At 74.3% G+C, this 26,050-nt stretch carries 23 protein-coding genes and 3 pseudogenes; 13 read left to right on the top strand and 13 right to left on the bottom strand.

Features of this window, described 5'->3' with window-relative positions:
• Positions 1–800: 800 nt before the first annotated feature.
• Positions 801–1,600, bottom strand: a pseudogene (locus LUW75_RS01585) (IS5 family transposase).
• Between the two features lie 663 nt (positions 1,601–2,263).
• On the opposite strand from LUW75_RS01585, the gene LUW75_RS01590 reads away from it, so the two are divergent.
• Both LUW75_RS01590 and LUW75_RS01595 read left to right on the top strand, forming a co-directional pair.
• Positions 2,264–3,139, top strand: coding sequence for an alpha/beta fold hydrolase (locus LUW75_RS01590; RefSeq protein WP_250334019.1), 876 nt, complete (start codon positions 2,264–2,266; stop codon positions 3,137–3,139).
• A gap of 255 nt (positions 3,140–3,394) precedes the next feature.
• Entirely contained in the window at positions 3,395–6,502 is a 3,108-nt protein-coding gene (locus LUW75_RS01595) for a GmrSD restriction endonuclease domain-containing protein (RefSeq protein ID WP_250334020.1), read from the top strand.
• Positions 6,503–6,959: 457 nt separating this feature from the next.
• Here the strand turns inward: LUW75_RS01595 and LUW75_RS01600 are convergent, their stop codons facing one another.
• The 6 genes from LUW75_RS01600 to LUW75_RS01625 form a co-directional block, all read right to left on the bottom strand.
• Positions 6,960–7,169, bottom strand: coding sequence for a hypothetical protein (locus tag LUW75_RS01600; protein WP_250334021.1), 210 nt, complete (start codon positions 7,167–7,169; stop codon positions 6,960–6,962).
• Positions 7,170–7,417: 248 nt separating this feature from the next.
• Positions 7,418–7,891, bottom strand: a complete 474-nt coding sequence (locus LUW75_RS01605) for a protease inhibitor I42 family protein (protein ID WP_250334022.1) — start codon at positions 7,889–7,891, stop codon at positions 7,418–7,420.
• Positions 7,892–7,916: 25 nt separating this feature from the next.
• Positions 7,917–9,500 carry a peptidoglycan-binding protein gene (locus LUW75_RS01610; RefSeq protein ID WP_250334023.1) on the bottom strand — a complete coding sequence of 528 codons (1,584 nt, stop codon included), beginning with the start codon at positions 9,498–9,500 and terminating at the stop codon, positions 7,917–7,919.
• A gap of 11 nt (positions 9,501–9,511) precedes the next feature.
• A complete protein-coding gene (locus tag LUW75_RS01615) occupies positions 9,512–9,898 on the bottom strand; it encodes a hypothetical protein (protein ID WP_250334024.1) in 387 nt (128 codons plus the stop codon).
• Between the two features lie 167 nt (positions 9,899–10,065).
• Positions 10,066–11,241, bottom strand: a complete 1,176-nt coding sequence (locus LUW75_RS01620; RefSeq protein WP_250334025.1) for an amidase family protein — start codon at positions 11,239–11,241, stop codon at positions 10,066–10,068.
• A 398-nt stretch (positions 11,242–11,639) separates the two neighbouring features.
• Positions 11,640–12,728 (bottom strand): DNA polymerase III subunit beta family protein, encoded by a 1,089-nt coding sequence (locus LUW75_RS01625; protein WP_462933779.1) that lies wholly within the window; start codon positions 12,726–12,728, stop codon positions 11,640–11,642.
• 494 nt (positions 12,729–13,222) lie between these two features.
• On the opposite strand from LUW75_RS01625, the gene LUW75_RS01630 reads away from it, so the two are divergent.
• From LUW75_RS01630 to LUW75_RS24235, 3 genes are all read left to right on the top strand, one after another.
• Positions 13,223–13,480 carry a hypothetical protein gene (locus LUW75_RS01630; RefSeq protein ID WP_250334027.1) on the top strand — a complete coding sequence of 86 codons (258 nt, stop codon included), beginning with the start codon at positions 13,223–13,225 and terminating at the stop codon, positions 13,478–13,480.
• 95 nt (positions 13,481–13,575) lie between these two features.
• Complete coding sequence (locus LUW75_RS24230) at positions 13,576–13,971, top strand: DUF6461 domain-containing protein (RefSeq protein WP_284453793.1); 396 nt, start codon at positions 13,576–13,578, stop codon at positions 13,969–13,971.
• Positions 13,919–14,383: a DUF6461 domain-containing protein gene (locus LUW75_RS24235; RefSeq protein ID WP_284453794.1), complete on the top strand. Its 465-nt coding sequence runs from the start codon at positions 13,919–13,921 to the stop codon at positions 14,381–14,383. The genes LUW75_RS24230 and LUW75_RS24235 overlap by 53 nt, the downstream gene beginning before the upstream one ends.
• Positions 14,384–14,424: 41 nt before the next feature.
• On the opposite strand, the gene LUW75_RS01640 is transcribed toward LUW75_RS24235, so the two are convergent.
• Complete coding sequence (locus tag LUW75_RS01640; protein ID WP_250334028.1) at positions 14,425–15,183, bottom strand: aminotransferase class I/II-fold pyridoxal phosphate-dependent enzyme; 759 nt, start codon at positions 15,181–15,183, stop codon at positions 14,425–14,427.
• A 128-nt stretch (positions 15,184–15,311) separates the two neighbouring features.
• Here LUW75_RS01640 and LUW75_RS01645 point away from each other — a divergent pair, with 128 nt between their 5' ends.
• Together LUW75_RS01645 and LUW75_RS01650 are read left to right on the top strand one after the other, a co-directional pair.
• Entirely contained in the window at positions 15,312–15,749 is a 438-nt protein-coding gene (locus tag LUW75_RS01645) for a YczE/YyaS/YitT family protein (RefSeq protein WP_250334029.1), read from the top strand.
• Complete coding sequence (locus tag LUW75_RS01650; RefSeq protein WP_250334030.1) at positions 15,746–15,979, top strand: hypothetical protein; 234 nt, start codon at positions 15,746–15,748, stop codon at positions 15,977–15,979. The genes LUW75_RS01645 and LUW75_RS01650 overlap by 4 nt, the downstream gene beginning before the upstream one ends.
• 130 nt (positions 15,980–16,109) lie before the next feature.
• On the opposite strand, the gene LUW75_RS01655 is transcribed toward LUW75_RS01650, so the two are convergent.
• A complete protein-coding gene (locus tag LUW75_RS01655; RefSeq protein ID WP_250334031.1) occupies positions 16,110–16,958 on the bottom strand; it encodes a rhomboid family intramembrane serine protease in 849 nt (282 codons plus the stop codon).
• Positions 16,959–17,104: 146 nt separating this feature from the next.
• The gene (locus tag LUW75_RS01660) at positions 17,105–17,335 is read right to left on the bottom strand and encodes a hypothetical protein (protein WP_250334032.1); all 231 of its coding nucleotides are present in this window, start codon (positions 17,333–17,335) and stop codon (positions 17,105–17,107) included.
• A 132-nt stretch (positions 17,336–17,467) separates the two neighbouring features.
• Here LUW75_RS01660 and LUW75_RS01665 point away from each other — a divergent pair, with 132 nt between their 5' ends.
• From LUW75_RS01665 to LUW75_RS01680, 4 genes are all read left to right on the top strand, one after another.
• On the top strand, positions 17,468–17,980 hold the full coding sequence (locus tag LUW75_RS01665; RefSeq protein WP_250334033.1) for a gluconokinase: 513 nt from the start codon (positions 17,468–17,470) through the stop codon (positions 17,978–17,980).
• A 158-nt stretch (positions 17,981–18,138) separates the two neighbouring features.
• Positions 18,139–18,543 carry a DUF1622 domain-containing protein gene (locus LUW75_RS01670; RefSeq protein WP_250337509.1) on the top strand — a complete coding sequence of 135 codons (405 nt, stop codon included), beginning with the start codon at positions 18,139–18,141 and terminating at the stop codon, positions 18,541–18,543.
• Positions 18,540–18,788 (top strand): hypothetical protein, encoded by a 249-nt coding sequence (locus LUW75_RS01675; RefSeq protein WP_250334034.1) that lies wholly within the window; start codon positions 18,540–18,542, stop codon positions 18,786–18,788. The genes LUW75_RS01670 and LUW75_RS01675 overlap by 4 nt, the downstream gene beginning before the upstream one ends.
• 306 nt (positions 18,789–19,094) lie before the next feature.
• On the top strand, positions 19,095–20,150 hold the full coding sequence (locus LUW75_RS01680) for a glucose 1-dehydrogenase (RefSeq protein WP_250334035.1): 1,056 nt from the start codon (positions 19,095–19,097) through the stop codon (positions 20,148–20,150).
• Between the two features lie 71 nt (positions 20,151–20,221).
• Here LUW75_RS01680 and LUW75_RS01685 read toward each other — a convergent pair whose 3' ends face one another.
• The 3 genes from LUW75_RS01685 to LUW75_RS01695 form a co-directional block, all read right to left on the bottom strand.
• Positions 20,222–22,027 (bottom strand): thiamine pyrophosphate-requiring protein, encoded by a 1,806-nt coding sequence (locus LUW75_RS01685; RefSeq protein WP_250334036.1) that lies wholly within the window; start codon positions 22,025–22,027, stop codon positions 20,222–20,224.
• 181 nt (positions 22,028–22,208) lie between these two features.
• Positions 22,209–22,895: an ABC transporter ATP-binding protein gene (locus LUW75_RS01690; protein ID WP_250334037.1), complete on the bottom strand. Its 687-nt coding sequence runs from the start codon at positions 22,893–22,895 to the stop codon at positions 22,209–22,211.
• Positions 22,892–23,980 carry an ABC transporter permease gene (locus LUW75_RS01695; RefSeq protein ID WP_250334038.1) on the bottom strand — a complete coding sequence of 363 codons (1,089 nt, stop codon included), beginning with the start codon at positions 23,978–23,980 and terminating at the stop codon, positions 22,892–22,894. The genes LUW75_RS01690 and LUW75_RS01695 overlap by 4 nt, the downstream gene beginning before the upstream one ends.
• A gap of 737 nt (positions 23,981–24,717) precedes the next feature.
• On the opposite strand from LUW75_RS01695, the pseudogene LUW75_RS24850 reads away from it, so the two are divergent.
• Both LUW75_RS24850 and LUW75_RS01705 read left to right on the top strand, forming a co-directional pair.
• Positions 24,718–25,275 (top strand): annotated as a pseudogene (locus LUW75_RS24850) (sensor histidine kinase); the annotation flags it as partial.
• 93 nt (positions 25,276–25,368) lie between these two features.
• Positions 25,369–26,005: pseudogene (locus LUW75_RS01705) on the top strand (response regulator).
• The last annotated feature ends 45 nt before the right edge of the window (positions 26,006–26,050 follow it).

Raw genomic sequence — 26,050 nt, forward strand, 5'->3', positions numbered from 1 at the left:
TGTCGAGGTCACCCGTCATGGCGGCCACCTGGTCAGCAAGCCGGGACGCTCCCGCGCCCGATGCTGACCGTTTGCTGACCTGAGTGGAGCCATCAAGCTCTGATCTGCAAAAACACCCAAGTGCTAGATCTTGGACTTGAACACAGTACGCAGCACTTTGGACTCCTGTAAGACGGCTCCCTGCCCGCTTTCTGCAGGTCAAGGGCAGCCTCGACCTTACACCGACACCCCCGTTCGATGTTTGTGGGGAACATCGCTCCGGTCAGGCCAGACGGCTTCCCGCCGGGGCTTTCGCGCCGTCATCGGCCCCTATGCGGGAAGACCCGGCGACCCATGCCGACCGGATGCCGACTCGCCTGATGAGCCGTCACCAGGCGGGAGGCCCCTCCGTACACGGACGGCGTGCGTCCACGCACCGCTGACAGTGATGATGTTCACGGTGACGCCGTTGGCGGGTCCGACCCAGCCACTGACGGTGACCGAGCGGCGTACGAGCGGGCGGTGGCCGGCGAGTCCACGCTGTACGCCGTATGGCCCGGTGAGTGGTCCAGCCGCCTTCTCGTGTTCGACGATCTGGGCGAATACGCCAAGGCTCACGGCATCAAGCACGATGTGCAGCGGACAGGACTGACCGAGCATGTTCACCGGTCCGGTGGACCGAACCGGACGGCAAGCGGATTCCTCGCAGCCCGTGCACGGGGAACGAGGCTTGCTGGACTGCGGATGCAAGATCGACGGTCTCGACGCGTTCGCCGAGCAGATGCGGCACGTCCATCGGGTGGAACCGCTAACCGATCGTTTCAGGATGGGGTTCGGAGGCGGCGGAGGCATAGGGGGCTGCAGGCCAGTTCGAGCAGGCCCTGGTGGGGTCGGTACGTCGTTCGTGGCGGGTGCGGAGGGGTTTGAACTGGTGCAGCCAGGCGAAGGCGCGCTCGACGGCCCGGCGGACCTTGCCCGGTCCGGAGCCGTGGGCGACGCCGGGTCGGGCGATCAGCGGTTTGATGCCGCGCTTCCACGGCGGGCGGCGGTACGTGTCGAAGTCGTGGCCCCGGTCGGCGTACAGGTGTCGGGGCTTGCGGCGGGAGCGTTCCCGCCGGCCCCGGATCGGCGGGACGGCGTCGAGCAGGGGCAGGAGCTGGGTGAGGTCGTGCCGGTTGCCGCCGGTGAGGGTGAGGGCGGGGGTGTGCCGTGGCGGTCGACGATCAGGTGGTGCTCGGGGCGGGTGCGGTCGACGGGCGAGGGGCCGACGTGATCCCGCCTTCGAGGGCCTGGACGTGGGAGCCGTGCACGGCTCAGTCGTCCAGGCCCAGCAGGTCGGCGCGGCGTAGTCCGGCCGGCAGGGCGGCGTGCAGGTGTGGCCAGACGCCGGTCCCGGTCCACTCCCGCAGTCGGCGCCGGGCCGTGACTCCGGGGCAGCCCACGGTCTCGACCGGACGTCGCGCCAGGCGACACCGGTCCGCAGGACGTACACGATGCCGGCGAGAGCCGCCCGGTCCGGAACGCGAAGCCGCCCGGGATGCCGGCGGCGCCGGTCGGGAGCGGGCGGCAGCAGCGGGGCCACCGGCTCCCCCGGGTCGTCAGGAACGAGACCAGCACGCACCCGGACACCCTGCCGACCAAGATCGGCGAGTGCGAGACCTGCGGCTCAACCCATTCCGAAACGGCCAGTGAGGCTCCCTGCCTGCGTTTTCGCAGGTCAAGTGCGTTTTCTCTACCCTACGACGAATCGCAGGTCCGGGCAGCGTTCCCCGGGGTTTTCAGGACTCGCGCTGACCACTTGCCGACTTTTCCGACACACCGTCAGGCGGGATCGAGAGGGCTTGACCCGCCCCCTTCACCCCCGGCACGGGGGCAGCACCAGCCTACGCAACGCCCCCGGAAGGCGTCCGTGACCATCACCACTACGACGGTCTGCCCGGAAGCCGGGCGCGAAGGCGGTCGGTCGGCAGTCAAACCGGGCACCGCCCAGAAACCGCCCCGAGCCCTCTTCACCCATCCCCTGGGAGGGGAAGCCCCACGGCCTGACAGCAGATCTGGCAGTCCAAGCGGCGCGGCGACACAGCAGCGGATCCCCGGTTGGGGAACCCGGGGATTTCCGTGACTGGCTTCGTCCACAAGAACGGGCAGGGGAGGTTCACCACTTCGGGGAACACCGGAGTGTGCCTGCCGGGTCCGGCAGCGTGTGGGCTCCGCAGCGCCTGCCTCGTTGCCGCGACCGGTGGCGGGACGGCAGCCGGGACGCGTACGGGGAACAATACGGATCATGGACTACGGCGTGTGCGAACCAGCGAGGCTCGGACAGACCCAACTGCCGGACGGCAGGCTCCTGGGCTGGGCGGAATGGGGACCAGCCGACGGCACCCCAGTGCTGCTGTGCCCGGGGGCGGCCACCAGCAGGCGGCTCGGTTTCGGCGGCGGTGTCATCGACGCAGCAGGCATCCGGCTCATCAGCGTGGACCGGCCCGGCCTTGGCGCCTCCGACCCCGCCCCCGGCCGGACCCTGACCGGCTGGGCCACCGACATGCGGCACCTCATCCAGGAGCACGCCCTGCGAGCCCCGTCGGCGGTGGGGTTCTCGCAAGGGGCACCGTTTGCCCTCGCCCTGGCCGCAGACGGTCTGGTGAACGCGGTGGCCGTGGTGTCCGGCAGCGACGAACTCGCCCATCCTCGCTTCGCACACGCCCTGGCCCCGCAGGTGAGGGACATGGTGAACGCCGTCGCAACCGACCCCGACGCCGCCGAGGCCTCCTTCGCCTGCTTCGGCAGCGCCGACGCGTTGTGGGACCTGATCGTCACGACGAGCCCCGAGGCGGATCGCACGGTCTACACCGACCCGGTCTTCCAACGCGCCTTCCGGCGCGCGATGGACGAGGCGTTCAGCCAGGGCCCAGCCGGCTACGCACGCGACACCGTCCTGGCGATGGGCCCCTGGCCGTTCGACCCGGCTGACATCGCCGTCCCGGTCGAGCTCTGGTACGGAGAGCAAGACACCAGCCCGGTCCACTCCCCGGATCTGGGAGAATCACTCACCCGGATGATCCCCAGGGCAACCCGACACCTGCTTCCCGCCGCCGCGGGCTCCTTGCTCTGGACGCATGCCGAGGCCGTTCTGCGCACCTTGCTGACCCACGCCCGATGACGGCGGTGGAACCGAGCCGCCCACCTGCGGCCAACCGGCTGGACCGGGAGCCGAGCGGCGCTCTGGGGCGGTGCTTCCCGAGGTGGTGACCGTCTGCTGCCCGTTCCCGTGAACAGAACCGGTTCGGGACGGGTGCCGGTTCCCCGGACGGCCGCCAGGGCGGGGGCTGCGGGGTTCCCGCGCCGAGGAGGTGAAGGGAGTGGGTGACGTCGTCCGGGCCGAGGCGGGCGGCGAGAGCGGGACGAACGCGGGGGGATGGTCTTCCCCCACGCACGTCCCGTCCTCCGCGTCCACCGCCGGCGGCCCACCGGCCGACGCGGGAGTCGCGAGACGGTCTGCGCCGTCACCGGCCTCGACGCCCACCGGACCACCCGGGCCGAACTCGCCACCGCCGTCCGCGGCCACTGGACCGTGGAGGCGCTGCACCGCGTCAGAGACGCGACCTGCGCCGACGGCGCCTCCGTCGTCCACACCGGCGACGCACCTCGCGTGACGGCGTCCCTCCGCGACCCGCCCGTCGGCCTCACCACCCTCGGAGCCGTCAACATCGCCGAAACCGCCCGGCAGTCCGCGACCAGCCCGAACGAGCCCTCCCGCTCCTGGGCATCGCCGACAACCCCGGCCCCCGGGAAACCTGATCGAGCCCTGCGCGGGGCCGGCTCACGAGGTGCGGTGCGCCCAGGTCCGACGATTCAGCGCCTCATGGGGTTTTCCGGTACGGGGGCCGCCCGGGCCTGGTGTAATCGGTGGCGGACGATCGAGGATCAGGGGGCCGTCGTGCAGGCCAAGGAGACGTTGTTCGCCGATCTCGTGCAGGGCCGGGCCCAGCAGTTCCAAGTTCCGCTCTACCAGCGGACGTACTCCTGGACCGAGAAGCACCTCAAACAGCTCTGGAGCGACGTCCTGGAGCAGGCCGGGCTGCTCGAGTCGGCGGAGGAGAAGGCGAGCACGCACTTCCTCGGCTCGGTGGTGCTCGCGCCCTCGCCGCAGAACGAGGCGACGTTCCCCCGATGGCTCGTCGTCGACGGTCAGCAGCGACTGACCACGCTGTCCCTGGCCCTGGCCGCCATCCGCGATCACATCGCGGACGACGAGCCGGACGAGGCCGAGCGCATCAACGAGGAATACCTGATCAACAAGCGGAAGAGCGGCGGCGACCACCTCCGTCTGCTGCCGACGCAGGCGGACCGGCCTCAGTTCGCCGCCCACATCCGCAGCTCCCTCACCGGTCAGGCCACCGGCGGCGGCATCGCCACCGCCTACGCGTTCTTCCGCAGGAAGCTCGTCGAGGCGGACGATCCGGCGGCCCCGCAGGACGTGTTCCGCATCGAGCAGGCGATCACCTCCCGGCTCGCGCTGGTGGCGGTGACCGCCGAGCGCGGTGACAACGTCCACCGCATCTTCGAGTCGCTCAACAACACCGGCCTCAAGCTGAGCCAGGCCGACCTGCTGCGCAACTACCTCTTCATGCGGCTTCCGACGCGTGGCGAGCACGTCTACGAGAGCTACTGGCTCCCCCTGCAGAGGAGCCTGAGCAACGACGAGCTGGAACAGCTCATGTGGCTGCAACTCGTACTCGACGGAGATGACCGGGTTCGCCGCCAAGACCTCTATGCCGCCCAGCAGAGGCGCTTCGAGGACACGAAGGCCGGCGAGGCGGAGATCGAGGCGTACATCAAGGAACTGCACCGCCGCAGCGCCCACTTCCGCCGGCTGCTGCACCCGGAGGAAGAGCCCGACCCCGCGGTCCGGGACGCGCTCCGCCGCCTGGACGCGTGGCAGGCGGCCGTCACCTACCCCGCCCTGATGCTGCTGTTCGACCGGCGTGAGCGCGGGGAGCTGGACTCCGCCGGGACCGTCCGCGCCCTGGCGTACGTCGAGAGCTTCCTCGTCCGCCGGATGATCTGCCGCGTCCCGACCAACAACCTCAACCGGATCTTCCAGGCCGTGCCCGGACAGCTCCCGCTCGACGTGCCCGTCACCGAGGGGCTGCACCGGCTCCTCTCCTCCGAGAACCGCTTCTGGCCCGACGACGCCGAACTGCGCGAGAAGATCAGGACCGCGCCGTTCTACCAGTACGGCCGGTGGCAGCAGCGCAAGCTGGTGCTGCAACGGCTGGAGGAGAGCTACGGGCATCCCGAACCGGTCGACTTCGCCGCCGCGCAGCTCACCGTCGAGCACGTCATGCCGCAGTCGCCCGGCGACGAGTGGCTGCGCGCCCTGGGCGAGGAGGCCGACGAGGGCGAGACCGCGGAGGAACTGCACGCCCGGCTCCAGCACACCCTCGGCAACCTGACCCTCACCGCGGTCAACGCGGAGCTGTCCAACCACCCCTTCGACCGGAAGCAGGACCTGCTGCGGGGCAGCCACCTGGAGATGAACCGCCGCATCGCCGCCACCGGGCGCTGGGGCGTGCGCGAGATCCTGGCCCGCGCCGACGAACTCGCGGACCGCGCGATCGCGTTGTGGCCGGCTCCGCTGCGCGGAGTGGGCCGCGCGGAGCGCAGCCGCGACTGGCAGCTCGCCCACCAGGTCCTCGCCGCGCTCCCCCACGGCACCTGGACCTCCTACGGCGACCTCGCCGCGTTCCTCGGCTCCGGTGCCCAGGCCGTGGGCAACCACCTGGCCAACACCCCCGGAGTGGTCAACGCGTACCGCGTCCTCACCTCCGAGGGCAAGGTCTCCGACGGCTTCCGGTGGGCCGCACCCCAGGAGGCGGGAAGCGACGACGTCCGCGCCCGGCTGACCGCCGACGGCGTCCGCTTCACGGCCACCGGGGCCGCCGACCCGGCGCAGCGGCTCACCGCCGACGACCTCGCCGCGCTGCTCGCCGGTACGGACGACGACCGGGCGGACGGCGAGGACACCGCTCGGGACGGAACCGCGGGAACGCCGGGCGGGGAGACCCGCGCCGAGCGGTTCTTCCGCCAGCTCGCCGCGGACGACTCCCCCGAGACGGTCGAAGCGGTCCGCGCGCTCTTCGCCCACTGGGAGGCACTGGGCGGCTGGATCGGCCACGGCGCCGGACACGTCACCACGAGCGCGTACCTCATGCTCGGCGAGGCGGGCGGCCCCGGGCGCGGCGTCTGGCCGATGACGCTCCACCCCGGTACCGGGCGCGGGGGCACGGCGGAGGTGGTGTTCCAGTACATGGCCGCACGGGAACCGTTCACCGACCGCACGCTGCGCGCCGAACTCCTGACCCGTCTCAACGCCCTGGACGGCGTCGGCATCCCGGAGGGCAAGCTGGAGCTGCGTCCCAGCATCCGGCTGTCCCTGCTGGAGGAGGAGCGCAACCGGGAGCTGCTCACCGAGACGCTGACGTGGTTCCGCGACCGCTGGGAGAGCCGGGGATCGTCCTGAGCGGTGCCCGCCGGGCGCACTGGGTCCGCACCGTCTTGCCGCCCGGCGGGCACGGCTCGCAGCCCCGGGTGTCGGCGTGCGAGGCGACCGGGAGCAGACCTCGTCCGGACTCGCCGCCGGCGTCGGTGGCCGGAGTCGGCACGGGCCGGTCGACGGGGGCCGCAGCGAACAGCACCGGCGGTCAGAGGAGAAGCCGACGTCGCGGTGGACGGCGCCGCTCCCCGCGCCTGGGGCGGCACCGGTCTCGGGCCGGTGCCGCCGGTGCCGGTGGTCGACGGGTCCGGCCGGTTCCCCGGGCCGGCCGTCGCCCGGGTCCCACCGCCGCGGTCCGGACCGGGCCCGGGGGCGGGGGGCCGCGGGTTCGACCGTTACCGCGGCCCGGTCCCGCCCTGGGTCCCCCCACGGGTGCCGCCCGGCGGCCCCGCAGCCGCCGCCGGGCCCGGAGCGGCCGCTCGGGTCACGTGCTCCGGCCCCGCGCCCGGGTCAGCTGCTTCAGTTCGATGATGGTGGCGACGGCGCGCAGCCAGGTGGCCGCGGTGTCGTCGGCGCCGATCCCGCCCGCGGGTTCGACACCGGCCCGCAGCCACTCGCGTACGAGGACGGCCGCCTCCCTGCGGGGCAGGGGCTCGGGCAGCTCCGCGGCGCGGGCGAGCCCGCCGGCGCGCACGGTGTCGGCGAGGAACGCGACCGAGCGCGGCTCGGTGCCGAGGCGGTCGAGGATGACGGCCGCGGCCGCGGCGCCGTCGCCGAACAGGGCGGTGCGCAGGGGGCCGGGTCCGGCGGTGAGGCCGTAACGCAGCAGTGCGGTGACGTCGAGCCGGGCCAGTTCGTCGTCCGTGCGGTCCGGCGGGTGCGGGGGTCGTCGTTCATGGTGGGGCCTCGGGGTCGCGTCTCGTGTGACTGGTCCGCTGCGGCTCAGTCGACGGTGACGGTGTAGGTGATGCGCTCGGGCGCCTGGGTGGGGGCGGTCGCCCCCGCGGTCGGGGTGGTGGAGGGGCCGGTCGTCTCGGGGGGCGCGGTGGAGGTGTTGCCCCGGCAGGTGGTGAAGGTGCAGTGCAGCAGCGTGAACCGGGTGGTCCCCCTGCCCTTGGCCTCGAAGGTGAAGGTGAGCCGGCCGCCGGAACCGGCCGCGGGTTTCCCGCCGGAGCCGGGCGTGTACTTCCGGCCCAGGCTGACCAGCACGGAGCTGTCGGGCTCGGGGCCGACCAGGTACCAGTACTCGCGGGTGGAGGCGTTCTGGTCGACGGTGAGCGTGAAGCGCTCGCCCGGCTCGGCGGTGATGCCGGTGTCCTCCACCGGGTGGCTCGTGGTGGTCGTGGGGCGGTTCGCGGAGCCGCCGGCCGGGTCGTCGGAGCCCGGGCCGCAGCCCGTGGCGAGGGCGAGGAGCACGGCCGCGGTCGCGGCCCCGCCCCTGCTACCGGGGGAGATACACGCTGTACGCGTCGGGGAGATCACTGTTGGAAGCCTTGCCCATGCGGCCGTTGATGAAGTCGTCCTCGCTGACCCAGGTGGTCGAGCCCCAGGGGTTGTACACCTGGAGCATGTCACCCTCCTGGGCGATGATGGTCATCGCGTGGGCGCCCTCCTTGCCCGAGACGTCGACGGGTACCGGCCGTCCCTGCGCCACCGACTTCTCGACTTCGGTGAGGACCGCCCTGCGTTCGGCGGCGCCGTCCAGGTCCCGGCGCTCGTAGTCGGTGCCGGTGGCCCGGCCGACGGTGGTGTCGTTGATCCGTTCCTGCCCCTCCGGCCCCATGCCGTTCCAGTTCTCGCCGCCGTCGCCCTCGGTGTGCAGCCGGTGCTGTTCGGCCACCAGCCGCTGCCTGAAGGCGTCGGGGTCGTCCTGCTGCCCGTCGGGGCCGCCGGTGAGGTAGAGCGCGTACAGGGGGTCGACCATGGCGCGGGACGTGACGGTGGACGAGGCCACGCAGGTGCCCTCGGAGCCGTCGCCGCCCTGGACCCATCGCTGGCCGCGGAACGCGGCGTAGTCCTTGTTGTTGTTCGAACCGTCCGGCGCCAGGCCCTCGTCGTCCATGCTGTCCGGGGCGGTGACCACCGGGGTGAGGTGCCGGCGCAGCCAGTCGGGGTCCTTGCCGTGGATCTTGTCCTGGAACTTCCCGATCTCGTCGACGCTGTGGCCTGCGGCCAGGGCCTTCATCAGATAGGCCCGCTCCTGCGGGGTCTCCGCCTTCGCCAGCATCCGCTCCATGGCCGTCTCGTCGTCGAGGCTCAGCAGGTCCATGCGCGTCGACGCGCGGGCCAGGTCGCCGGCCGTGAGGATCTCGTTCAGCTCGGCGTCGGCGCCCGCGACGCCGGTGTCGGCGAGCATCAGCTTGTCGACGGCGGTGAGTTCGCTGGTCTCCATCTTCCCGGCCCGTGCCTCGGCGGCCCACTTGTTCAGGTCCCGGGCCGCGACGCGGGTGGCCTCCTGCGCCTCGGAGACGGCGTCGTGCATCAGGTCGACCGCGTAGGAGCCGAAGTGGGCGGCGTTCAGGCGGTCCCACTCCTCCTCGTCGTCCTCGTGCAGGTCGTCGAAGAAGCCGTCCCTGCCGCCGAGCGTCTTCCTCTGCTCCAGCAGCTGGCCGCGGCCCTGCTCGTCCTTGCGCTGCGCGGCGCCGATCGCGTCGGCCAGCGTCAGCAGCACCGTCGTGCACTCCCGGAACGCCTCGCCCATCTGGCTCGCCGACCGCCCGGCGGCCTTCACCGCGTTGGAGGCGAGGACGCTCGTGTCGCCGACCCACACCTCCGGAAGGCCCTTGCGAGCCACCCGGTCGACCTGGTCGAAGACGCCGCCGACCTGGTCGACCTGGCTGCGGTACAGCCTGGCCAGGCCCTCCAGCACGCCGGGGTCGCCGCCCGGTGCGGGCACCGAGAGGGCGTCGTCGATCAGGTCGAGGAGCTCGTTCTTGCTTCCAGCACCGAGCATCTTCTTGGACAGCCCGGCGAGCCACGCGAGGCGGAAGGAGGGGGAGTCGAAGGGAGAGGAGAAGAACGACACCGGCCCCTCCCTCAGTAGCCCGACAGGGCCGAGGTGCGCCCGTCCCGCGTCGGTGCGCCGGCGCGGCCGCCCGCGTCGCCGGTGGGGACGCCGTCCACGCGCGTCCGCACCAGGCCGTCGGTGCCGCGGTAGGTCTTCTCGGCCAGCTGCACCTTGCCGCCGAGTTCGTGCAGCGCCGACGCCAGGGTCTTGGCCTCCGCCTCCCACGCCTTGACGAAGGCGTTCAGCGCCGACGCGGCGTCGGCGCCGCCGACGTCGCCGTACGAGTACTTCATGCGGGGCCTGACCGCCGAGCCGACGCCGTCCATGTCCGTGCCGGCGTCGTCGAGTTGCCGGGCCGGGCCGGTCATAGCCGCCTTGACCTGGTAGCCGTCCGAGCCCACCGCGCCTCCCCGCATGTCTTCGATCGCGACCGCGGGCAGGTTAACACGCACCGCACACACGAACGATCACACCTCTCCCGTCACACACGCCTCCTCCACACCACCCATCCACGGCATGCCCGGGCGAGCGGGCGCCCGCGGGCCGGGTGCCGGTCGGTGGCCGGTGACCGCGCCGGCCGGGCTCAGGCCGTCGTGGCGGGCGGAACGGCTCCCGTCCGGGTGGCGCGGTCGGCGAGGTCCAGCAGCAGCCGCTCCCCGCGCGGGCGGGCCACGAGCTGGAGGCCGACGGGCTCCCCCCGCGGGGTGGCGCCGGCCGGCAGGCTGAGGGCAGGGTGCCCGCTGATGTTGAACGCCCAGGTCAGCGCAACGCTCATCCGGTCCCCGGGGCCGCCGTGGCCGTGCGGCGGGTTCGGCGTGGTGGGCGTGAGGACGAGGTCGGTCCGCTCGAAGAGGCCGGTCAGCCGTTCCCCGTTGGCCGCGATTCTCCGGACGTCGCCCGGGGAGGGCGAGCCCGCGCGGAGGGCCGCCCACGCCGGAGCGGGGTCGACGAGCGCGAGGTCGGCGGTCTCGTCCACGGTGACCAGTCCGGCCCCGGCGAGCGCGTCGGCGGCGCGCCGGGCGACGGCGGCGACCGCGGGATCGGTGTCGGCGTACCCCAGGGTGGCCGACCAGACCGCGGCGAGCGGACGCGCGGGGCGCGGGGCGGCCGCCTCGGGTGCCCCGCCGACCGCGTCGAGGTAGGCGAGGACGTCGCCGGGGGTCCGTGCCAGGACTCCGGGCGAGTTCAGGCCCGCGCGGTCACGGGCGGGCAGGAGGCCGTTGGTGGGCTTGAACCCGATGACGCCGCACCAGGCGGCGGGGATGCGCACCGACCCGGCGCCGTCCGAGCCGCTGGCGAGGGGGACGAGGCCGGCGGCGACCGCGACGGCCGAGCCCGCGGAGGACCCTCCGGGGGACCACGCCGGGTCGAGCGGGTTGAGGGTGGGACCGCGGTCGGTGTGCCCGTACGTCTGCCAGCCCCGGGCGGTGCGCGGCGCCGACGTGGCGCCGACCGGTACGCACCCGGCCGCCGCCAGGCGCCTGTTCTGGTAGGAGTCGGGCCCCTCGCCGGTCTTGACCCCGAGCGGTACGCCCGCGAGCGGCAGCCGGGCACCGCCGGCGATCCGGGCGTCCACCCGTGCGGCCCCGGCCACCGCCCGCTCGGGCCAGACCTCGGTGAACGCGCGCAGTTTCGGGTCGCGCTCGCCGATGCGGGCCAGCGCCGCGGTGACGGCCTCGACGGCCGTCAGGGTGCCGCACCCCACCAGCCGGGCGATGTCCCGGGCCGACAGGGCCGCGTACTCGCGGGTGGTGATCACAGGCGCTCCCCTCCGGCCCCGGGAGCGGGACACCGCGCTTCCCGTCGTCCTCTCGGGCCGGGAAGTATACGGAGCCCGGGTCCACGCCGGACGGCACCGGCCTTCCCGCCCGGCCCACGGCCCGCCCGCCGGTCGCCCGACCCGGGAACCGCGCACCCGGCCGGGCGTCGCCCCTTGCTGCCGGGGCGGAGCCGCCGACCCCGGCCCTCCCGTCCACGCCCCGCACCACACCTCGGGGGGACGGCCCGGCAGGACGGGTGAGTCGGGGCGGTTCCACCCGGACCGCGTCCCGGGGCGTTCGCGGGGCCCCGCCCGCGCCCGGTGTCCGCGGCGCCCGGTACGGGCGGTACGGACGCCGGGCGCGGGCGGTGTGGACGGCCGGATGGGGGGTTCCGCGGTCAGTTCTCCAGGCGGACCGGCATCAGCAGGGAGAAGGTCTCCTCGTCGTCCAGGCGGCGGACCGCGAGGGGCGCCGTCGGGGAACCGAACTCCAGGACGAGCCGGTCCCGGGCTCCGGCGGCGAGCGCGTCCAGCAGGAAGGCCCGGTTGACGGCGACGTTGTCCGGGTCGTCCTCACCGTCATCGCACAGGGTCACCGTGCCGTCGTCCGCCGCCCGGAGCACGCTGAGGCCGTGGGGCACGCCGTCCTCCCCGCGCGCCTCGCCGGTGCGCACGGGGCCGGTCCGCACCGCCTCCCGGAAGGCCGGCGCGTCGACGACGGCGCGGCGTCCGGCCGGCAGGCGGACCAGGCGGCGGTAGTCGGGGAAGTCGTGGTCGAGGCACTGGCCGGCCGTCCGGCGGTCCACGGTCTCCAGTGCGGCCCGCGTCCCGTCCAGCGCGAGTTCGGCCGGTCCCCCGCCGCCCAGCAGCGCCCGCATCGCGTCCGTGAGCGGGGCCGGCACGAGGGCCCGGACGCGAGGGCCGCCGTACCCCGCGGTGCCCACTCGCGCGACGGCCATCCGGTAGCGGTCGGTGGCCACGACACGGAGGCCGTCGCCCTCCACGTCGAACAGGACGCCGTGGAGCATCGGCAGCTCCGGGTCGGTGCCGACCGCGAAGCGGACCGCGTCCAGTGCGGCGGCCAGCGCGGGGGCGGGGACCGTCAGCCGGGCGGTGCCGGCGGTGTCACGGGGCAAGGCCATGGGGTTCTCCCTGTGGTCGAGTAGAGATCGGAGCGTGGAGAACTCGCTGCGGGCGTCGGACAGCCCGCGTTCGAGACGGCGCAGGTGCGTCTGCAGGAGCCCGCGCACCAGGTCGGTGTCCTCGTTGGACCAGCCGGCCAGCACCAGCCGGATGTCGGCGAGCGGCATGGCGGCCCGGCGCAGCCGAGCCAGCAGCCGGGCCTCCGCCACCTGCTCCTCGGCGTACCAGCGGTAGCCGCTCACCGGGTCCACCCGGGCCGGGGCCAGCACCCCGGCCCTGTCGTAGAACCGCAGGGTGCTCACGCCCAGTCCGCTGTCCCGGGCCATCTCGCCGATGCTGCGCATCTCGTTCTCCACACCCGGAACTCTGCGCCCTGCACAAGGTCGAGGGTCAATCCCGGGCGTCCGGTCCCGGCACGGCCGGGGCGCGGGGCGGTCGGGGCGCGGGGCGGTCGGGGCGCGGGGCGGTCGGGGCGCGGGGCGGTCGGGGCGCGGGGCGGTCGGCCCGCGCCCGGCGGATCGCCGGGCTGCCCGACGCGTCCGTCCCCGTCGCGCCGCCGCTGCGGCGCCTGTGCCCCGGCCGCCGGAAGACGACCGTTCCCCCGCCGGCCGCGCTGCCGCGCTGCGGCTCCGGCGCGCCGATCGGCCTCGGCAGGACGAGGGCGACCGCACGCCCGTGAAGGGCACGGACGCCGACGGGGCCGCCGCTGCTTCGCCGGGGCCCACCGGGGGCCGGGCCGGCCAATGCAGTTGCCTTTGAGTCGCGGGGGATCGTCACCCTGTCTGTGACGGAGTAGGGCGCAGGCCGGCAGGTTAGGCACGTTCCGTACCATCCGTAGGTGATCAATCCGTTCTTCCACACACCCGGACGCCGCTTCATCGCCCTGGCCGCGCTGGTTGCCGTCGTCGCCTTCGGGTGGTACGCCGTTCAGCCGGTCTATCCACGATGCACGATCGGGGTCGGCTCAGGGTCCCTCGTGTCCGCCGGCACCTCGGCGGAAGAGATGGAAGCCGTAGCCCGGCAGGCTTACGAGGACGCCTTGGCCGACGGCGCATGCGGACCATCACACGCTCGATTCCGAGACTGGATTGGCTGACCTGAGCCCGCATCCCCGAAGCGCTGCGGCTCTTGGTGTCGTCGTGGGAGTCTCGGGCTGCAAGTCTGTCAGTGTTGGGAGGCAGACTGCTGTGCATGACTTTGGTGACTGCGCGGGATTACGCCTGGATCCGCTCCTCCCGGATGCTCGGCGACGCACTGAGGGGCGGATACGGCCTGGCCCTCGTCCGCGGCACCACCCCCACCGACGTACTGCGTCTGATGGAGACCGAGCCGAAGGGCACGGGTGAGGGACTGGACGCTCTGGTCGAGGAGCATCCGGAGCATCGCGATGCGACGGATTACCGGGACGACTCCTTCATCGCGGGAACCTTCACCGTGCCGGGCACAGACGGCGAGTGGACGCTCGTCTTCGACTTCAACGGGGGGCGTGGGGATGTCACGGTTCATGCCGTCCCTGTCGCAGGACGGGCGAGCCGTGTCGCATTCCACCAACGGGGGCGCGCCGATCGACCTCTTCGACTGGTTTGAGGACGGTGAGCTGCGGACCGGCTTCGAACGGCCCACGAACAGGTATGGCAGCACCCCGGACGAGCTGGTCCCGATGATGCGTGAGATCGGCTTCGACCTGACCGAGGACGAGGACGACACAGGCCCGGACACCGATACCAAGGCGGCGGTACTTGCCCTCACCGAGCGTCTGACGGGCGTACGACTCACAGAGGAACTTCTCAGGAATGCCCAGTACCACTTCGGGCACGTTCCTGAGGCGCCCGCCGCGGAGTGGACGAAGATGGTCATCGACGTCACCGGCGCGGACGGGGAACGGTTCTACAAAGAGGTCACCCGTGAGGAGGTGGAAGCCGCCTCGTCGGCACGGTCCTCCTCCTGCCCCCGGTGGCGCCGTGGACACACCGGGCCTTTTCGACCCGGCCGTGCGTAGGGCGGCTTCAGGCAACCGGCCTGCGGCGCCTCGCGGCACCGTCACCGGTCGGCGGTCGGGCCGAAAGGGCTCGCCCACCCGGCCGCTGGCCGGAGGGGGGGACCCGCCGGCGGGGCCGCCCCGCCGGGAGGGACGGCCCGGTCCGAGGGCGTCACGGCGACGGGCAGGAGGCGGGCCCGCGCCTCGGTGAACGCACGGATCGCGTGCGGGTGGGTCGGGTGGTCGATCAGGACCTTGTCGCGCGGGGACAGGAGCGTCCGCGCCAGGAGGGCGAGGGCGTGCTGTGCGCCGTTGGTGATCAGGCTGTGGTCGGGTGGCGTGGGCAGTCCGCGCCGCCGGTACCAGTCGGCGACCGCCTCCCGCAGCTCGGTGGTGCCGTTCCGGTCGTAGCCGTGCCGCTCGAAGTGGCGTGGCAGGTGTTCGAGAGCGGCCGCGAACGCGGCGTGGAGGATCTCGGCGGGCGCGGGTGGCGCGGCGAAGGACAAGTCGATGGTCGACGGATCCGTACCCGCCCGGCGCTCGGGCGGCGTGTCGCCGGGGAGCCGCACGGTCGCCCGGGCACGCTCGCGCGTGGCGAGGCACCCGTGCTCGACCAGGGTGCGGTACGCGGTGCCGACGGTGGTCCTGCCGGTGCCGAGCGCGGCGGCCAGGTCACGCTCGCCCGGCAGGGTCGAGCCGAGGGGGAGCCGCCAGTCCAGGACCAGCAGCCGCAGCCTGTCGGAGAGCCTCCGGTGCGCCGGTCCGGGCCCCTCCTGCCAGGCCCCGACCATGCGCGCCACCGCGTGCGAAGTGATCTTCACTCGGCCAGCGTGGCCGTTCTGGCCGTGGAAACGAGGTCCGGATACCCGGAAGCCCTGCCCCATGGCACCTCCTGACCCCCTGCGCCCCCGCCCGCCTCGGCCCCCACGGCCGGTCCCCGGCGGTCCCCGTGAGCGCCTTCGCCCAGATCCGGGCGGGCCGAAAGGCGCGTCGCGTCCCCCAGCTGCTGATCGGCCTGGTGGGATACGGAGCCGCCGTGGCGGTGCTCGTCCACGCCGGTCCGGGACCCGCCGGCTGGAACGTGCTCGCGGACGGCACCGCCAGGACCCTCGGCATCTCGTTCGGCTGGGCGACGAACCTGATCTCCCTCCTCGTACTCCTCGCGTGGATCCCGATGCGGGAACCGCCGGGTCTCGGCACGCTCCTCAACGTCGCCGTCGTCGGATTCGCCGCGGACGCCACCGCGGCCCCGCTTCCCCGTCCGCACGGAGCACCCGTCGAGATCGGTCACCTCGCACTCGGTCTCGTGGTCTCGTCGCGCTGGCCTTCTTCGACGCCCTCTACCTCGGCGCGCAGTTCGGAGCGGGCCCGCGCGACGGCGTCGTGACCGGACTCGTCCGGCTCACCCGCCTGCCCGTCGCGGTCGTGCGCACCGGCGTCGAGGTCACCGTCGCGGGCACCGGTTGGCTCCCGGGCGGGGCCGTCGGGGCGGGAACCGTGCTCGTCGCCATGTGCACGGGGCCGCTCGTCGGCTACTTCCTGCCCCGCGTGACGGTCCGCCTTCCCACCCCGGCCCCGGCCCCGTCCCCGGCCGGGGGCGGACGGCCCGGCCGGTGAGCGGCGGGCGCGCCGCCGCTCACCGGAACGCCCCGTTCCACCGCGCGCACGTCAGCCGGTCCCGGCGGGCGGGAAGTCCGGGACCGGCTGCCTCGGGGGCCCGGCCCGAGGCGCGGTCCGCCCGGCGGGGTCACCGGCCCGGACGCGGGCGTCCCGGCCTGGCGGGGCCGGGGCGCGCCCGTCTCCCCCACGGCGGTCGCGGCGGCTCGGGTGGCGGCGGGGTGTTCCGGCGCAGCGGCACGGCGCACGCCATCCCCACCACGAAGCCGACGACGTGCGCCAGGTACGCCACGGTCCCGGTATGCGAGACGCCCGCCCCGTACGAGTACACGGCCTGGAGGACGAACCACAGTCCGAGCACCGTCCAGGCGGGCAGGCGCAGCGGCAGGAGGATCAGGAACGGCACGAGGGCCCACACCCTGGCCCGGGGGTACAGCACCAGGTAGGCGCCCAGGACTCCGGCGACGGCGCCCGAGGCGCCGATCATCGGCGTGCCCGAGCCCGCGTCGACCAGGGCGAAGCCGTAGGTGGCGGCATAGCCGCAGAGTCCGTAGAACAGCAGGTACCGCACCCTGCCGAGGCGGTCCTCGACGTTGTCGCCGAACACCCAGAGGAACAGCATGTTGCCGAGCAGGTGCAGCCAGCCGCCGTGCAGGAACATCGCCGTCAGGACGGACAGCGGCGGCGACTTGTCGTAACCGGGCGGCCCCAGGAGGCAGCCCGGGCCGGAGGGGCCCACCGCGGCCTGGCCCGTGGGCACCAGCTCCGGCAGCCGGCCGTGGACCAGTTCGCGCGGTACGGCCGCCCACTGCCCGAGGAACGCCTCCAGCCGGCACGCCTGGGCCAGACCGCCCTCGCCCGCCAGCGAGCCCGCCATCCCCGGGGTCCGCAGGAAGACGACGAAGTTGGCGGCGATCAACGCGTACGTCACCCAGGGGATCCGCCGCGCCGGGTTCACGTCGTGAACGGGAATGACCACGTCGGCTCACTGCCCGGTCGTCAGCGTATGAATCCGACCGGTCACCGCCGGTCCTCTCGCCCTGGTCGCCACCGGTCCTCCTCGCCGTGAGTCGTCACGGGCCGTCGGGGATCGCCACGGGGCGCCACGGGACCCGTCGGGGATCGTCACGGGTCGTCGCGGGCGCCGGAGGTCGTCACGGCCCATCGCGGATGTCGGGAGTCGTCACGAGTCGGTCTCCGGCTCCCCGCCCCCGACGCGTCCTCGGACGCGCCCCCGCCGTCCCGCTCCGCGCCGCGCTCCTGCGGCCGGTCGCTCCCGCGCTCCTCCTCCGGGTGGACGTCCTTCTCACCCGTGACCCGCTCCAGCGGGCTCTCGTGGCTCTCCGGTCCGGTCATGGCCACTCCTCACCTCGTGTGCCGTACCCCCGCCGGGTCACCCGGACGGCCGGGCTCAATCCCCCTCGCGTACGGAACGCACCGGGCGGGTACCCGGTCCGTCCGAAGAACGATGCCGAACGGGGACGGGACATGCCGGATCACGCTCCTCCACTGGTCGTCGTCGCGGGGGTCTCGGGCTCCGGCAAGTCCACGGTCGGCCGGGCCCTGGCACAGCGCCTGGGCGTTCCGTACGGGGAGGGGGACGACCTCCACCCCCGGGGGAACATCGAGAAGATGCGGGCCGGCGTGCCCCTGGACGACGAGGACAGGGCGCCCTGGCTGGACCGGGTCGCCGGGTGGCTGCACGACCGCCTCGACAGCGGCGGCGTCATCGCCTGCTCCGCCCTCAAGCGGAGCTACCGGGACAGGCTCGCCTCCGTGGCCCCGCGCGTGTTCTTCGTCCACCTGCACGGTCCGGCCGAGCTGATCGCCGCCCGCCTCACCGCCCGGCGCGGCCACTTCATGCCCCCAGGCCTGCTGCGCTCGCAGTACGACGCCCTGGAACCGCCGGCTCCCGACGAGCACGGCGCCGTGGTGTCCGTGGAGGGCACGCCCGAGGAGACCACGGCGCTGGCGCTCGCCGCGGTGAGGGCCGCCTCGTGAGGTGCGCGGCCGCCGGACCCTCCGTGTACCGGTGGTGCGGGCCGGGCGGGCTGAGTGGGCCGGGCGGGCCCGATGGGCGGGCCGGGTGAGTCCGGTGGACCGGGCGGGCCGGACGCGGCATCGGTGGGGAGGCCCGGGGGTACCCGCCTGCCATGATCATGTCGATGGAGCTCCTGCCCGAGTCGACCCTGCGCGAGGTCATCGGCCTGCTGGTGCGGCTCGTCGAGTCGGCCGGGGCGCTGATCATCTTCATCGGTGCGGTCTGGGCGTTCGTGCAGTTCGTCAGGGCCGGTGTGCGCAGGCCCGACCGGGTGGCCGGGTTCAACCGGATCCGGCTCGGCCTCGGGCGCTTCCTCGTACTGGGCCTGGAATTCCAGTTGGCGGGGGACGTGCTGCGCACGGCGGTCGCGCCGAGCTTCACCGAGATCGGGCAGTTGGCGGCGATCGCGGCCATCCGTACCGCGCTCAACTACTTCCTCGGGCGCGAGATCGCGCAGGAGCGGACGGAGATCACCGACGACGGCGGGCCGCTGGAGCGGTCCGTCCCGGGGACTTCGTCGTGAACGCCTGGCTGCAGGCCGCGTCCGTGCTGGTCACCGGCGCGGGACTGGTCTCGGCGGCGGTCGCCTGCCGGCTGACCGGGGACGCCCGCCGCGCCCTGGCCGTCCTGCTGGACTTCCTGACCGCGGCCGGTCTGATGCGACTGACCGGGGACCCGTCGTGGGGCGGCATCCTGGCGGCTGCCGCCGTGGTCGCGCTGCGCCGTGTGATCGGGTCAGGCCTGGGGCTGTCACGTGCCGCGCCGTAGGGCCGGGCCCCGGGCCGGGGCGCACACCGGCCGGGGGCGGGACCGGACGGCCGGGCCGGGGCCCCGCCGGGCCCGGAATCCCGCCGGAGCGGGGCGGTGCCTTCACGGGGCGACTGTCCCCTCCCGCCCCCGCTCGCCGGCGGGTGCCGCCGCGGCCTCCCCCGCGGCGGAACGGAGCGGCGGGCCGCGGCCCGTGTCCCTCGCCGGGAAACGGCCCCGTGCTCCCCCGGCGCAAAACGGTCCCGTGCCCCTCCCCGACGTGGAACAGGCCCGTGCTCCCCTGACGTGGAACGGAAAGGACGGCCCATGCGCGCACTGACCCTCCGCCCCGGCCCCGCGGCCTCGATGGAGGTCCGCGATCTCCCCCCGCCCGACCCCGGCCCCGGGGAGCTGCTGGTACGGGGGCTGGCGCTGGGGGTCTGCGGCACCGACCGGGAGATCGCCGGCGGGCGCTACGGCGCCGCGCCCGCCGGGCGGGACTGGATGGTGCTCGGCCACGAGTCGCTGGGGCGGGTCGAGCAGGCGCCGCCCGGGAGCGGCTTCTCCCCCGGCGACCTGGTGGTCGGCGTGGTCCGCCGCCCGGACCCCGTCCCGTGCGGGGCGTGTGCCCGCGGGTACTTCGACATGTGCCGCAACGGCCGCTACCGGGAGCGGGGTATCAAGGAGCTCGACGGCTACGGCGCGGAGCACTGGACCGTGGAGTGCGACTACGCCGTCGCCCTGGACCCCGGTCTGGAGGGTGTGGGGGTCCTCCTGGAGCCGACGTCCATCGTGGTCAAGGCGTGGCAGCAGGTCGACCTGGTGGGAGGCCGCTCCTGGTTCGAACCGCGGCGCGTCCTCGTGACCGGGGCCGGTCCCGTCGGTCTGCTCGCCGCGCTGGTCGGCGTGGAGCGGGGCCTGGAGGTGCACGTGCTGGACCGGGTCGGGCGGGGCCCGAAGCCGGGGCTCGTGCGGTCCCTCGGCGCGGCGTACCACAGCGCCGGGCCCCGGGAGGTGATGGACGGGGTGCGGCCCGACGTCGTCATCGAGGCGACCGGTGCCGCACAGGTCGTGTTCGCGGCCCTGTCCGGCACCGCGCCGTACGGCGTCCTGTGCCTGACCGGGGTTTCCCCCGCCGGTCGGCGGGTCACGGTGGACGCGGGGGCGGTCAACCGCGATCTGGTCCTGGAGAACGACGCGGTGGTCGGCTCGGTGAACGCCAACCTCGACCACTACCGGCAGGCCGCCTCGCTACTGGCCCGGGCCGACCGGTCGTGGCTGGGCGGCCTGATCACCCGGCGGGTGCCGCTGGACCGCTTCCGCGAGGCGTTCACCGCGCACGACGACGACGTCAAGGTCGTGATCGACCTCTCCCGCCCCTGACCGCCGCCGGCCCCGGCCGGGGCGCGGGGCGGGGGCCTGCCGGGGAGCGGGGCGGGGCCGGGTCGGTCCCGTCAGGCGGAGCCGCGGCCGCCGGTCAGGTGGTCGGCGAGGCCGGCGAGCTTCTGCCGGACGCCGCGGGTGACGACGCCCACCCCGTCGGGGTCCCGGAGGGCGGCCTTCGCGGTCTTCGCCCCCTGCTCCGCCGTGACGTGCGGCGGGATGGGGGCGACGTCCGCGTCGACCTTGAACTCCAGGACGACCGGCCGGTCGCTGCGCAGGGCCTCGTCCCAGGCCGCGCCGACCCTCTCCGGGTCGTCGCAGTGGACGCCCCCGAGCCCGAGGAGTTCGGCGTACCGCGCGTACGGCACGTCCGGGATGTCCTGGGAGCCGGGGAACTTGGGGTCGCCGGCGAGGGCGCGCTGCTCCCAGGTGACCTGGTTGAGGTCCTGGTTGTTGAAGACGCAGAAGACCAGCGGTGGGCCGCCCGCGAGCCGGTCCCAGTACCTCTTCACGGTGATCATCTCGTTCATGCCGTTCATCTGGAACGCCCCGTCCCCGATGAAGGCGATCACCGGCCGGTCCGGATGGGCGAAGCGGGCGGCGATGGCGTACGGGGTGGCGGGGCCCATCGTCGCGAGCGTGCCGGACAGCGAGGCGTGCATGCCCTTCCGGAGCTTCAGGTGGCGGGCCCACCAGTTGGTGGCCGATCCGGAGTCCGCAGTGAGGATGCAGCGGTCGGGAAGGCGCGGCGACAGCTCGGCGGCGACGCTCTGGGGGTTGACCTTGCCGTCGAAGCTCTGGTGGGCGCGCCGGTCGAGGACGCGGTACCACTCCTCGACGTCCTTCTCGATCCTCCCGCGCCAGGAGCGGTCCTCCTTGCGGTGCAGCAGCGGGATCAGCGCCCTGAGCGTCTCCCGGGCGTCGCCGACGAGGTGGGCCTCCATCGGGTAGCGCATGCCGATCATGCGGCCGTCGATGTCGATCTCGACGCCGCGGGCCTGCCCCTCGTCGGGGAGCCACTCGGCGTACGGGAAGGACGTGCCGACCATGAACAGGGTGTCGCAGCCGCGGATCATCTCGTCGCTGGCCCTGCTGCCGAGCAGGCCGATCGGTCCGGTGACGAACGGCAGGTCGTCGGGGAGGACCTCGCGGCCGAGGAGCGCCTTGGCGACGCCGGCGCCGAGGAGTTCGGCGGTCTCCGCGAGCTCGGCCTCGGCGTGCGCGGCGCCCTGGCCGACGACCATGGCGACCCTGGCGCCCTCGTTGAGGACGTCCGCGGCCCTGCGGAGCTCGGCCTCGTCGGGCAGCACGCGCGGGCGGCTCCAGCCGATGCTGGAGTAGACGGAGCCGTGTTCCTTGGGCGGTGAGGGCTGTGCCTCCTCCTCCTGGACGTCCGCCGGGATGATGACCGTGGCGACGGAGCGGGTGGTGAGCGCGGTCTTGAACGCCCGGTCCACGACGTGCCGCGCCTGGCCGGGGTGCATGACCACCTGGCAGTACTCGGACACGTCGGCGAAGACCTGTTCGAGGGGGATCTCCTGCTGGTAGGAGGAACCGAGACTGGTCCTGCGCTGTTGGCCGACGATCGCGACGACGGGCCGGCGGTCCAGTTTGGCGTCGTACAGGCCGTTGAGCAGGTGGATCGCGCCCGGTCCGGACGTGGCGACGCAACAGCCGACCTCGTCGGTGAACTTGGCGTGCCCGCACGCCATGAACGCGGCGGCCTCCTCGTGCCGCGCCTGGATGAACTCCGGCCCGTCCCCGGCCCGGCCGAAGGCGCCGAGCAGGCCGTTGATCCCGTCGCCGGGGTACCCGTAGACGCGTTCGACGCCCCATCCGCGCAGCCGTTCCAGTACGTAGTCGGCCACCGAAGCCATGGCTTCTCCCTCCGGCCCCTGGCGGGCCGTCTCGACGCACGCCGGTCGTGCCCTCCGGGTGACCGCCGCGCGGGTGCGCAAACCCGGCCCGGGCGGGGCCTCCCCCGCCGCGCCTCCCCCGTCGCACCCCGTCCGGACGCGGCCCGGGCGGGGGCGGGGAGGACCGGACGGGCCGGGCCGGCTACCGGGCGGTGCGGGAGGCGAGGCGCAGGCGCCCGTCGCGGACCTCGGCGATCCGGTCGGCCGCGGTGAGGTGGGTGCGGTCGTGGGTGACCAGGACGGTCGCGGTGGCCCGCTGGTGGGTGAGACGGGTGATCAGCTCGATGACGGCGGCGCCGCGTTCGCGGTCGAGGGCGCTGGTGGGTTCGTCGACCAGCAGGACGGTGGGGTCGTTCATCAGGGCGCGGGCGATGTTGATCCGCTGGCGCTGGCCGCCGGAGAGCCGGTGGGGCCGCCGGTCGGCCTGGTCGGCGAGGCCGACGGCGTCGAGCAGCTCCATCGCCCGGCCCCGGGCGGCACGCGGCTTGCGGCCGTCGATCCGCGCCATGACCTGGAGCTGTTCGGCGGCGGTGAGGGAGGGCAGCAGGTTGGGCTGCTGGAAGACGATGCCGATCCGGCGGCGGCGCAGCTCGGCGAGTTCGCCGCGGGACATGCCGGTGGTGTCGGTGCCGGCGACGGTGACGGTGCCGGCGTCGGGGGTGATGAGGGTGGCGGCGACCGCGAGGAGGCTGGACTTGCCGGAGCCGGAGGGGCCGACGACGGCGGTCAGGCTGCCCTCGGGCACTTCCAGGGTGACGCGGTCGAGGGCGGTCAGGCGGGAGTCGCCGTCGGGGTAGGTGAGGGTGACGTCGGTCAGGCTCAGGCTCATCGGGCGCTCCCCAGGGCGGTCAGCGGGTCGACGGAGGTGATGCGGCGGACGGACAGGGCGGCGCCGAGCAGACCGAGCGCGATCATCACGGCGGCCGGGGGGAGGACGGTGGCGGGGGTGAGGAGGAACGGTACGGCCGAGCCCGCGAGGAGGGCGCCGACGCCGGCGGCGAGGCCGGTGCCGACCAGGGTGCCGCCGGCCAGCAGGACGGCCGCCTGGCCGAGGGCGTCCTCGAGGAGGCCGGCGGTGGAGGCGCCCAGCGCCTTGAGGACGGCGACGTCGCCGCTGCGCTGGATGGTCCACACGGTGAAGAAAGCGCCGATGACGAGCGCGGAGATCGCGAAGAGGAAGCCGCGCATCAGCTGCAGCGAGCCGTTCTCGGAGGCGTAGGAGCCGATCGCGGACAGCGATTCGTCCGTGGAGACCGTCCTGGTGCCCGCGGCCCGGTCGGCCGCCCCGAGGTCGGCGCCGGGGGCGGTGTCCAGGACGATGACGGTGGCGGTCGGCGCGTCGGCCCCGCCCGTGGGGGGCGCGATCCTCCGCCACAGGTCCAGGCTGGTCCAGACGACCGGGGTGTGGCTGAAGAAGGCGTCACCGCTCACGGCGGCGACGGTCACCTCCTGTCCGGCGAGGGTGAGGGCGTCGCCCGTCTCCACTCCGAGGTCGGCGGCGGCGGCGGTGGACAGGACCGCCGCACGGCCGTCGATCCTGTCGCCCAGGGGGGCGAGCACGGAGCCGGGCCGGACGCCGAAGGCCGAGACGCCGGCGCTCCCGGCCCCGGCGCTCGCCCTGGTGGTGGTGATGCCCAGCGGCTCGGCGCCGTCCACCCCGGGCGTCCTGGCCCACCGCCGCCACTGCCCCTCCTCGACGGTGGAGTTCGCGTACGACGGTTCCTCCCCGGCGCCGGGGGCGTCGAAGGCGATCGCGTCGGCGGGCAGGGAGGTGATCGCGGAGGTGTTCTGCCGGCCCAGGCCGGCGGTCAGTCCGGACAGCAGCCCGACCAGCAGGGTGATCAGCACGATGGCGGTGCCCATCAGGGCGAAGCGCCCCTTGGCGAACTTCAGGTCTCTCCAGGCGACGAACACGGCGTGGTGTGCCCTTTCACGGGTGGGGACGTGGGACCCCCACCGTCGCCGCCGGCCCCCCGGCCGGGCATCCGGCCCAGGACGGCAATCGGCGCGCCGAAGGACGGTACGTCGCTTCCCACTTTCGATGGAGGCCGCGCCGCGGGGTCCCTCCTTAGGCTGGGGGAACTGTGAACACCACCGCTCCCGTCCTCATCCCCACCACCCGCGCCCTGGCCTGGTGCCTGCACCTGCTGCTCGCCGGGCTGCTCGCGCTGGCCGGCATCCGGGCCGTGGCGGGCGGCCGTCCGCACGCCGGCTGGGTCGTCGCCGCGGCGGTGGCGTGCGGCCTGCTGTACGCGGCCGGCCCCGCACTGCCCCGCGTGAGCCGCTCGCGGCGGGCCGCCGCGCTGTGGCTGGCCGGCGTGGGGGCCCTCTGGCTGGTGCTGCTGGCCCTGTCCCCCGACGGGGTGTGGGTGGCGTTCCCGCTGTACTTCCTCCAGCTCCACTTGCTGCCCCGCCGCGCCGGGTCCGCCGCCGTGACGGCCACCGCGGCGGCGGCCGTCCTCGGATTCGCCTCGCACCACGGGTCGTTCGAGGCGACGGTGCCGATCGGTCCGGCCCTGGGCGCCGCCGTGGCGGTCGCGGTGGTGCGGGGGTACCAGACCCTGTACCGGGAGAGCGAGCGGCGCAGGCACCTGATCGAGGAGCTCACCGCCACCCGCGCCGACCTGGCCGCCGCCCAGCACACCGCCGGCGTGCTGGCCGAGCGCGAGCGCCTGGCCCGCGAGATCCACGACACCCTCGCCCAGGGCCTCTCCAGCATCCAGCTGCTGCTGCGCGCCGCCGAACGCGCCCTGCCCGGCACGCCGGAGAACGCCGCCCGCTACGTCGACCGGGCCCGGCAGACGGCCGTCGACAACCTCGCCGAGGCCCGCCGCTTCGTCGCCGCCCTCGCCCCGCCCGCCCTGGAGGGCAGCACCCTGGCCGACGCGCTGGAACGCCTGTGCGCCACCACCAGCACCCGCCATCGGATCGCCGCGCGCTTCCACCTCTTTGGCGACCCCGTCCCGCTGCCGACCGCGCACGAGGTCGCGCTGCTGCGGATCGCCCAGTCCGCCCTCGCGAACACGGTCCGCCACGCCGGGGCCGCCACCGCCGAGGTGACCCTCCGCTACCTCGGCGACCAGGTGGCCGTGGACGTCGTCGACGACGGACGCGGCTTCGACCCCGGCGACCTGCCCGTCCCCGATCCGCAGTCCGGCGGGTTCGGGCTGGCCGCCATACGCGCCCGCGCCCGCGCCCTCGGCGGCACCCTCGCCGTCGAGTCCGCACCCGGCCGCGGCACCGCCCTGGCCGCCCGCCTGCCCCTCGCCCAGTCCCCCCGACCCCGCTCCCGAGGCCCGCCCGTGACCGACACGCCCATCCGCCTGCTCCTGGCCGACGACCACCCCGTCGTACGAGCGGGGCTGCGCGCCGTACTGGAGACCGAACCCGGCATCGACGTGGTGGCCGAGGCCGCCACCGCCGAGGCCGCCGTCGACCGCGCCGCCCGGGGCGACGTCGACGTCGTCCTCATGGACCTCCAGTTCGGCGGGGGGATGAACGGCGCCGAGGCCACCGCCGCCATCACCGCCCGCTCCGGCGCCCCCCGCGTACTGATCGTCACCACCTACGACACCGACGCCGACACCCTTCCCGCCATCGAGGCCGGGGCCACCGGCTACCTGCTCAAGGACGCGCCGCCCGAGGACCTGGCCGCGGCGGTGCGCACCGCCGCGGCGGGCCGTACGACGCTGGCGCCCGCCGTCGCGGACCGGTTGATGAACCGGCTGCGCACCCCCGGCACCGCCCTGAGCCGACGGGAGACCGAGGTGCTCGCCCTGGTCGCCGAGGGCCTGTCCAACCAGGCCGTCGGCGACCGGCTCCACCTCACCGAGGGGGACCGTCAAGTCCCACCTGGCCCGCGTCTACGCCAAGCTCGACGTCGACTCCCGCACCGCCGCCGTCGCCGCCGCCACCCGTCTCGGCCTCATCCGCCGGTGACGGCCCGGAGCGTCCTCCTCCCCCGGCGCGGCGCCCCGCCCGGCG

This window comes from Streptomyces sp. MRC013, assembly GCF_023614235.1.
In the GTDB taxonomy this organism is placed as follows: Bacteria; Actinomycetota; Actinomycetes; order Streptomycetales; family Streptomycetaceae; genus Streptomyces.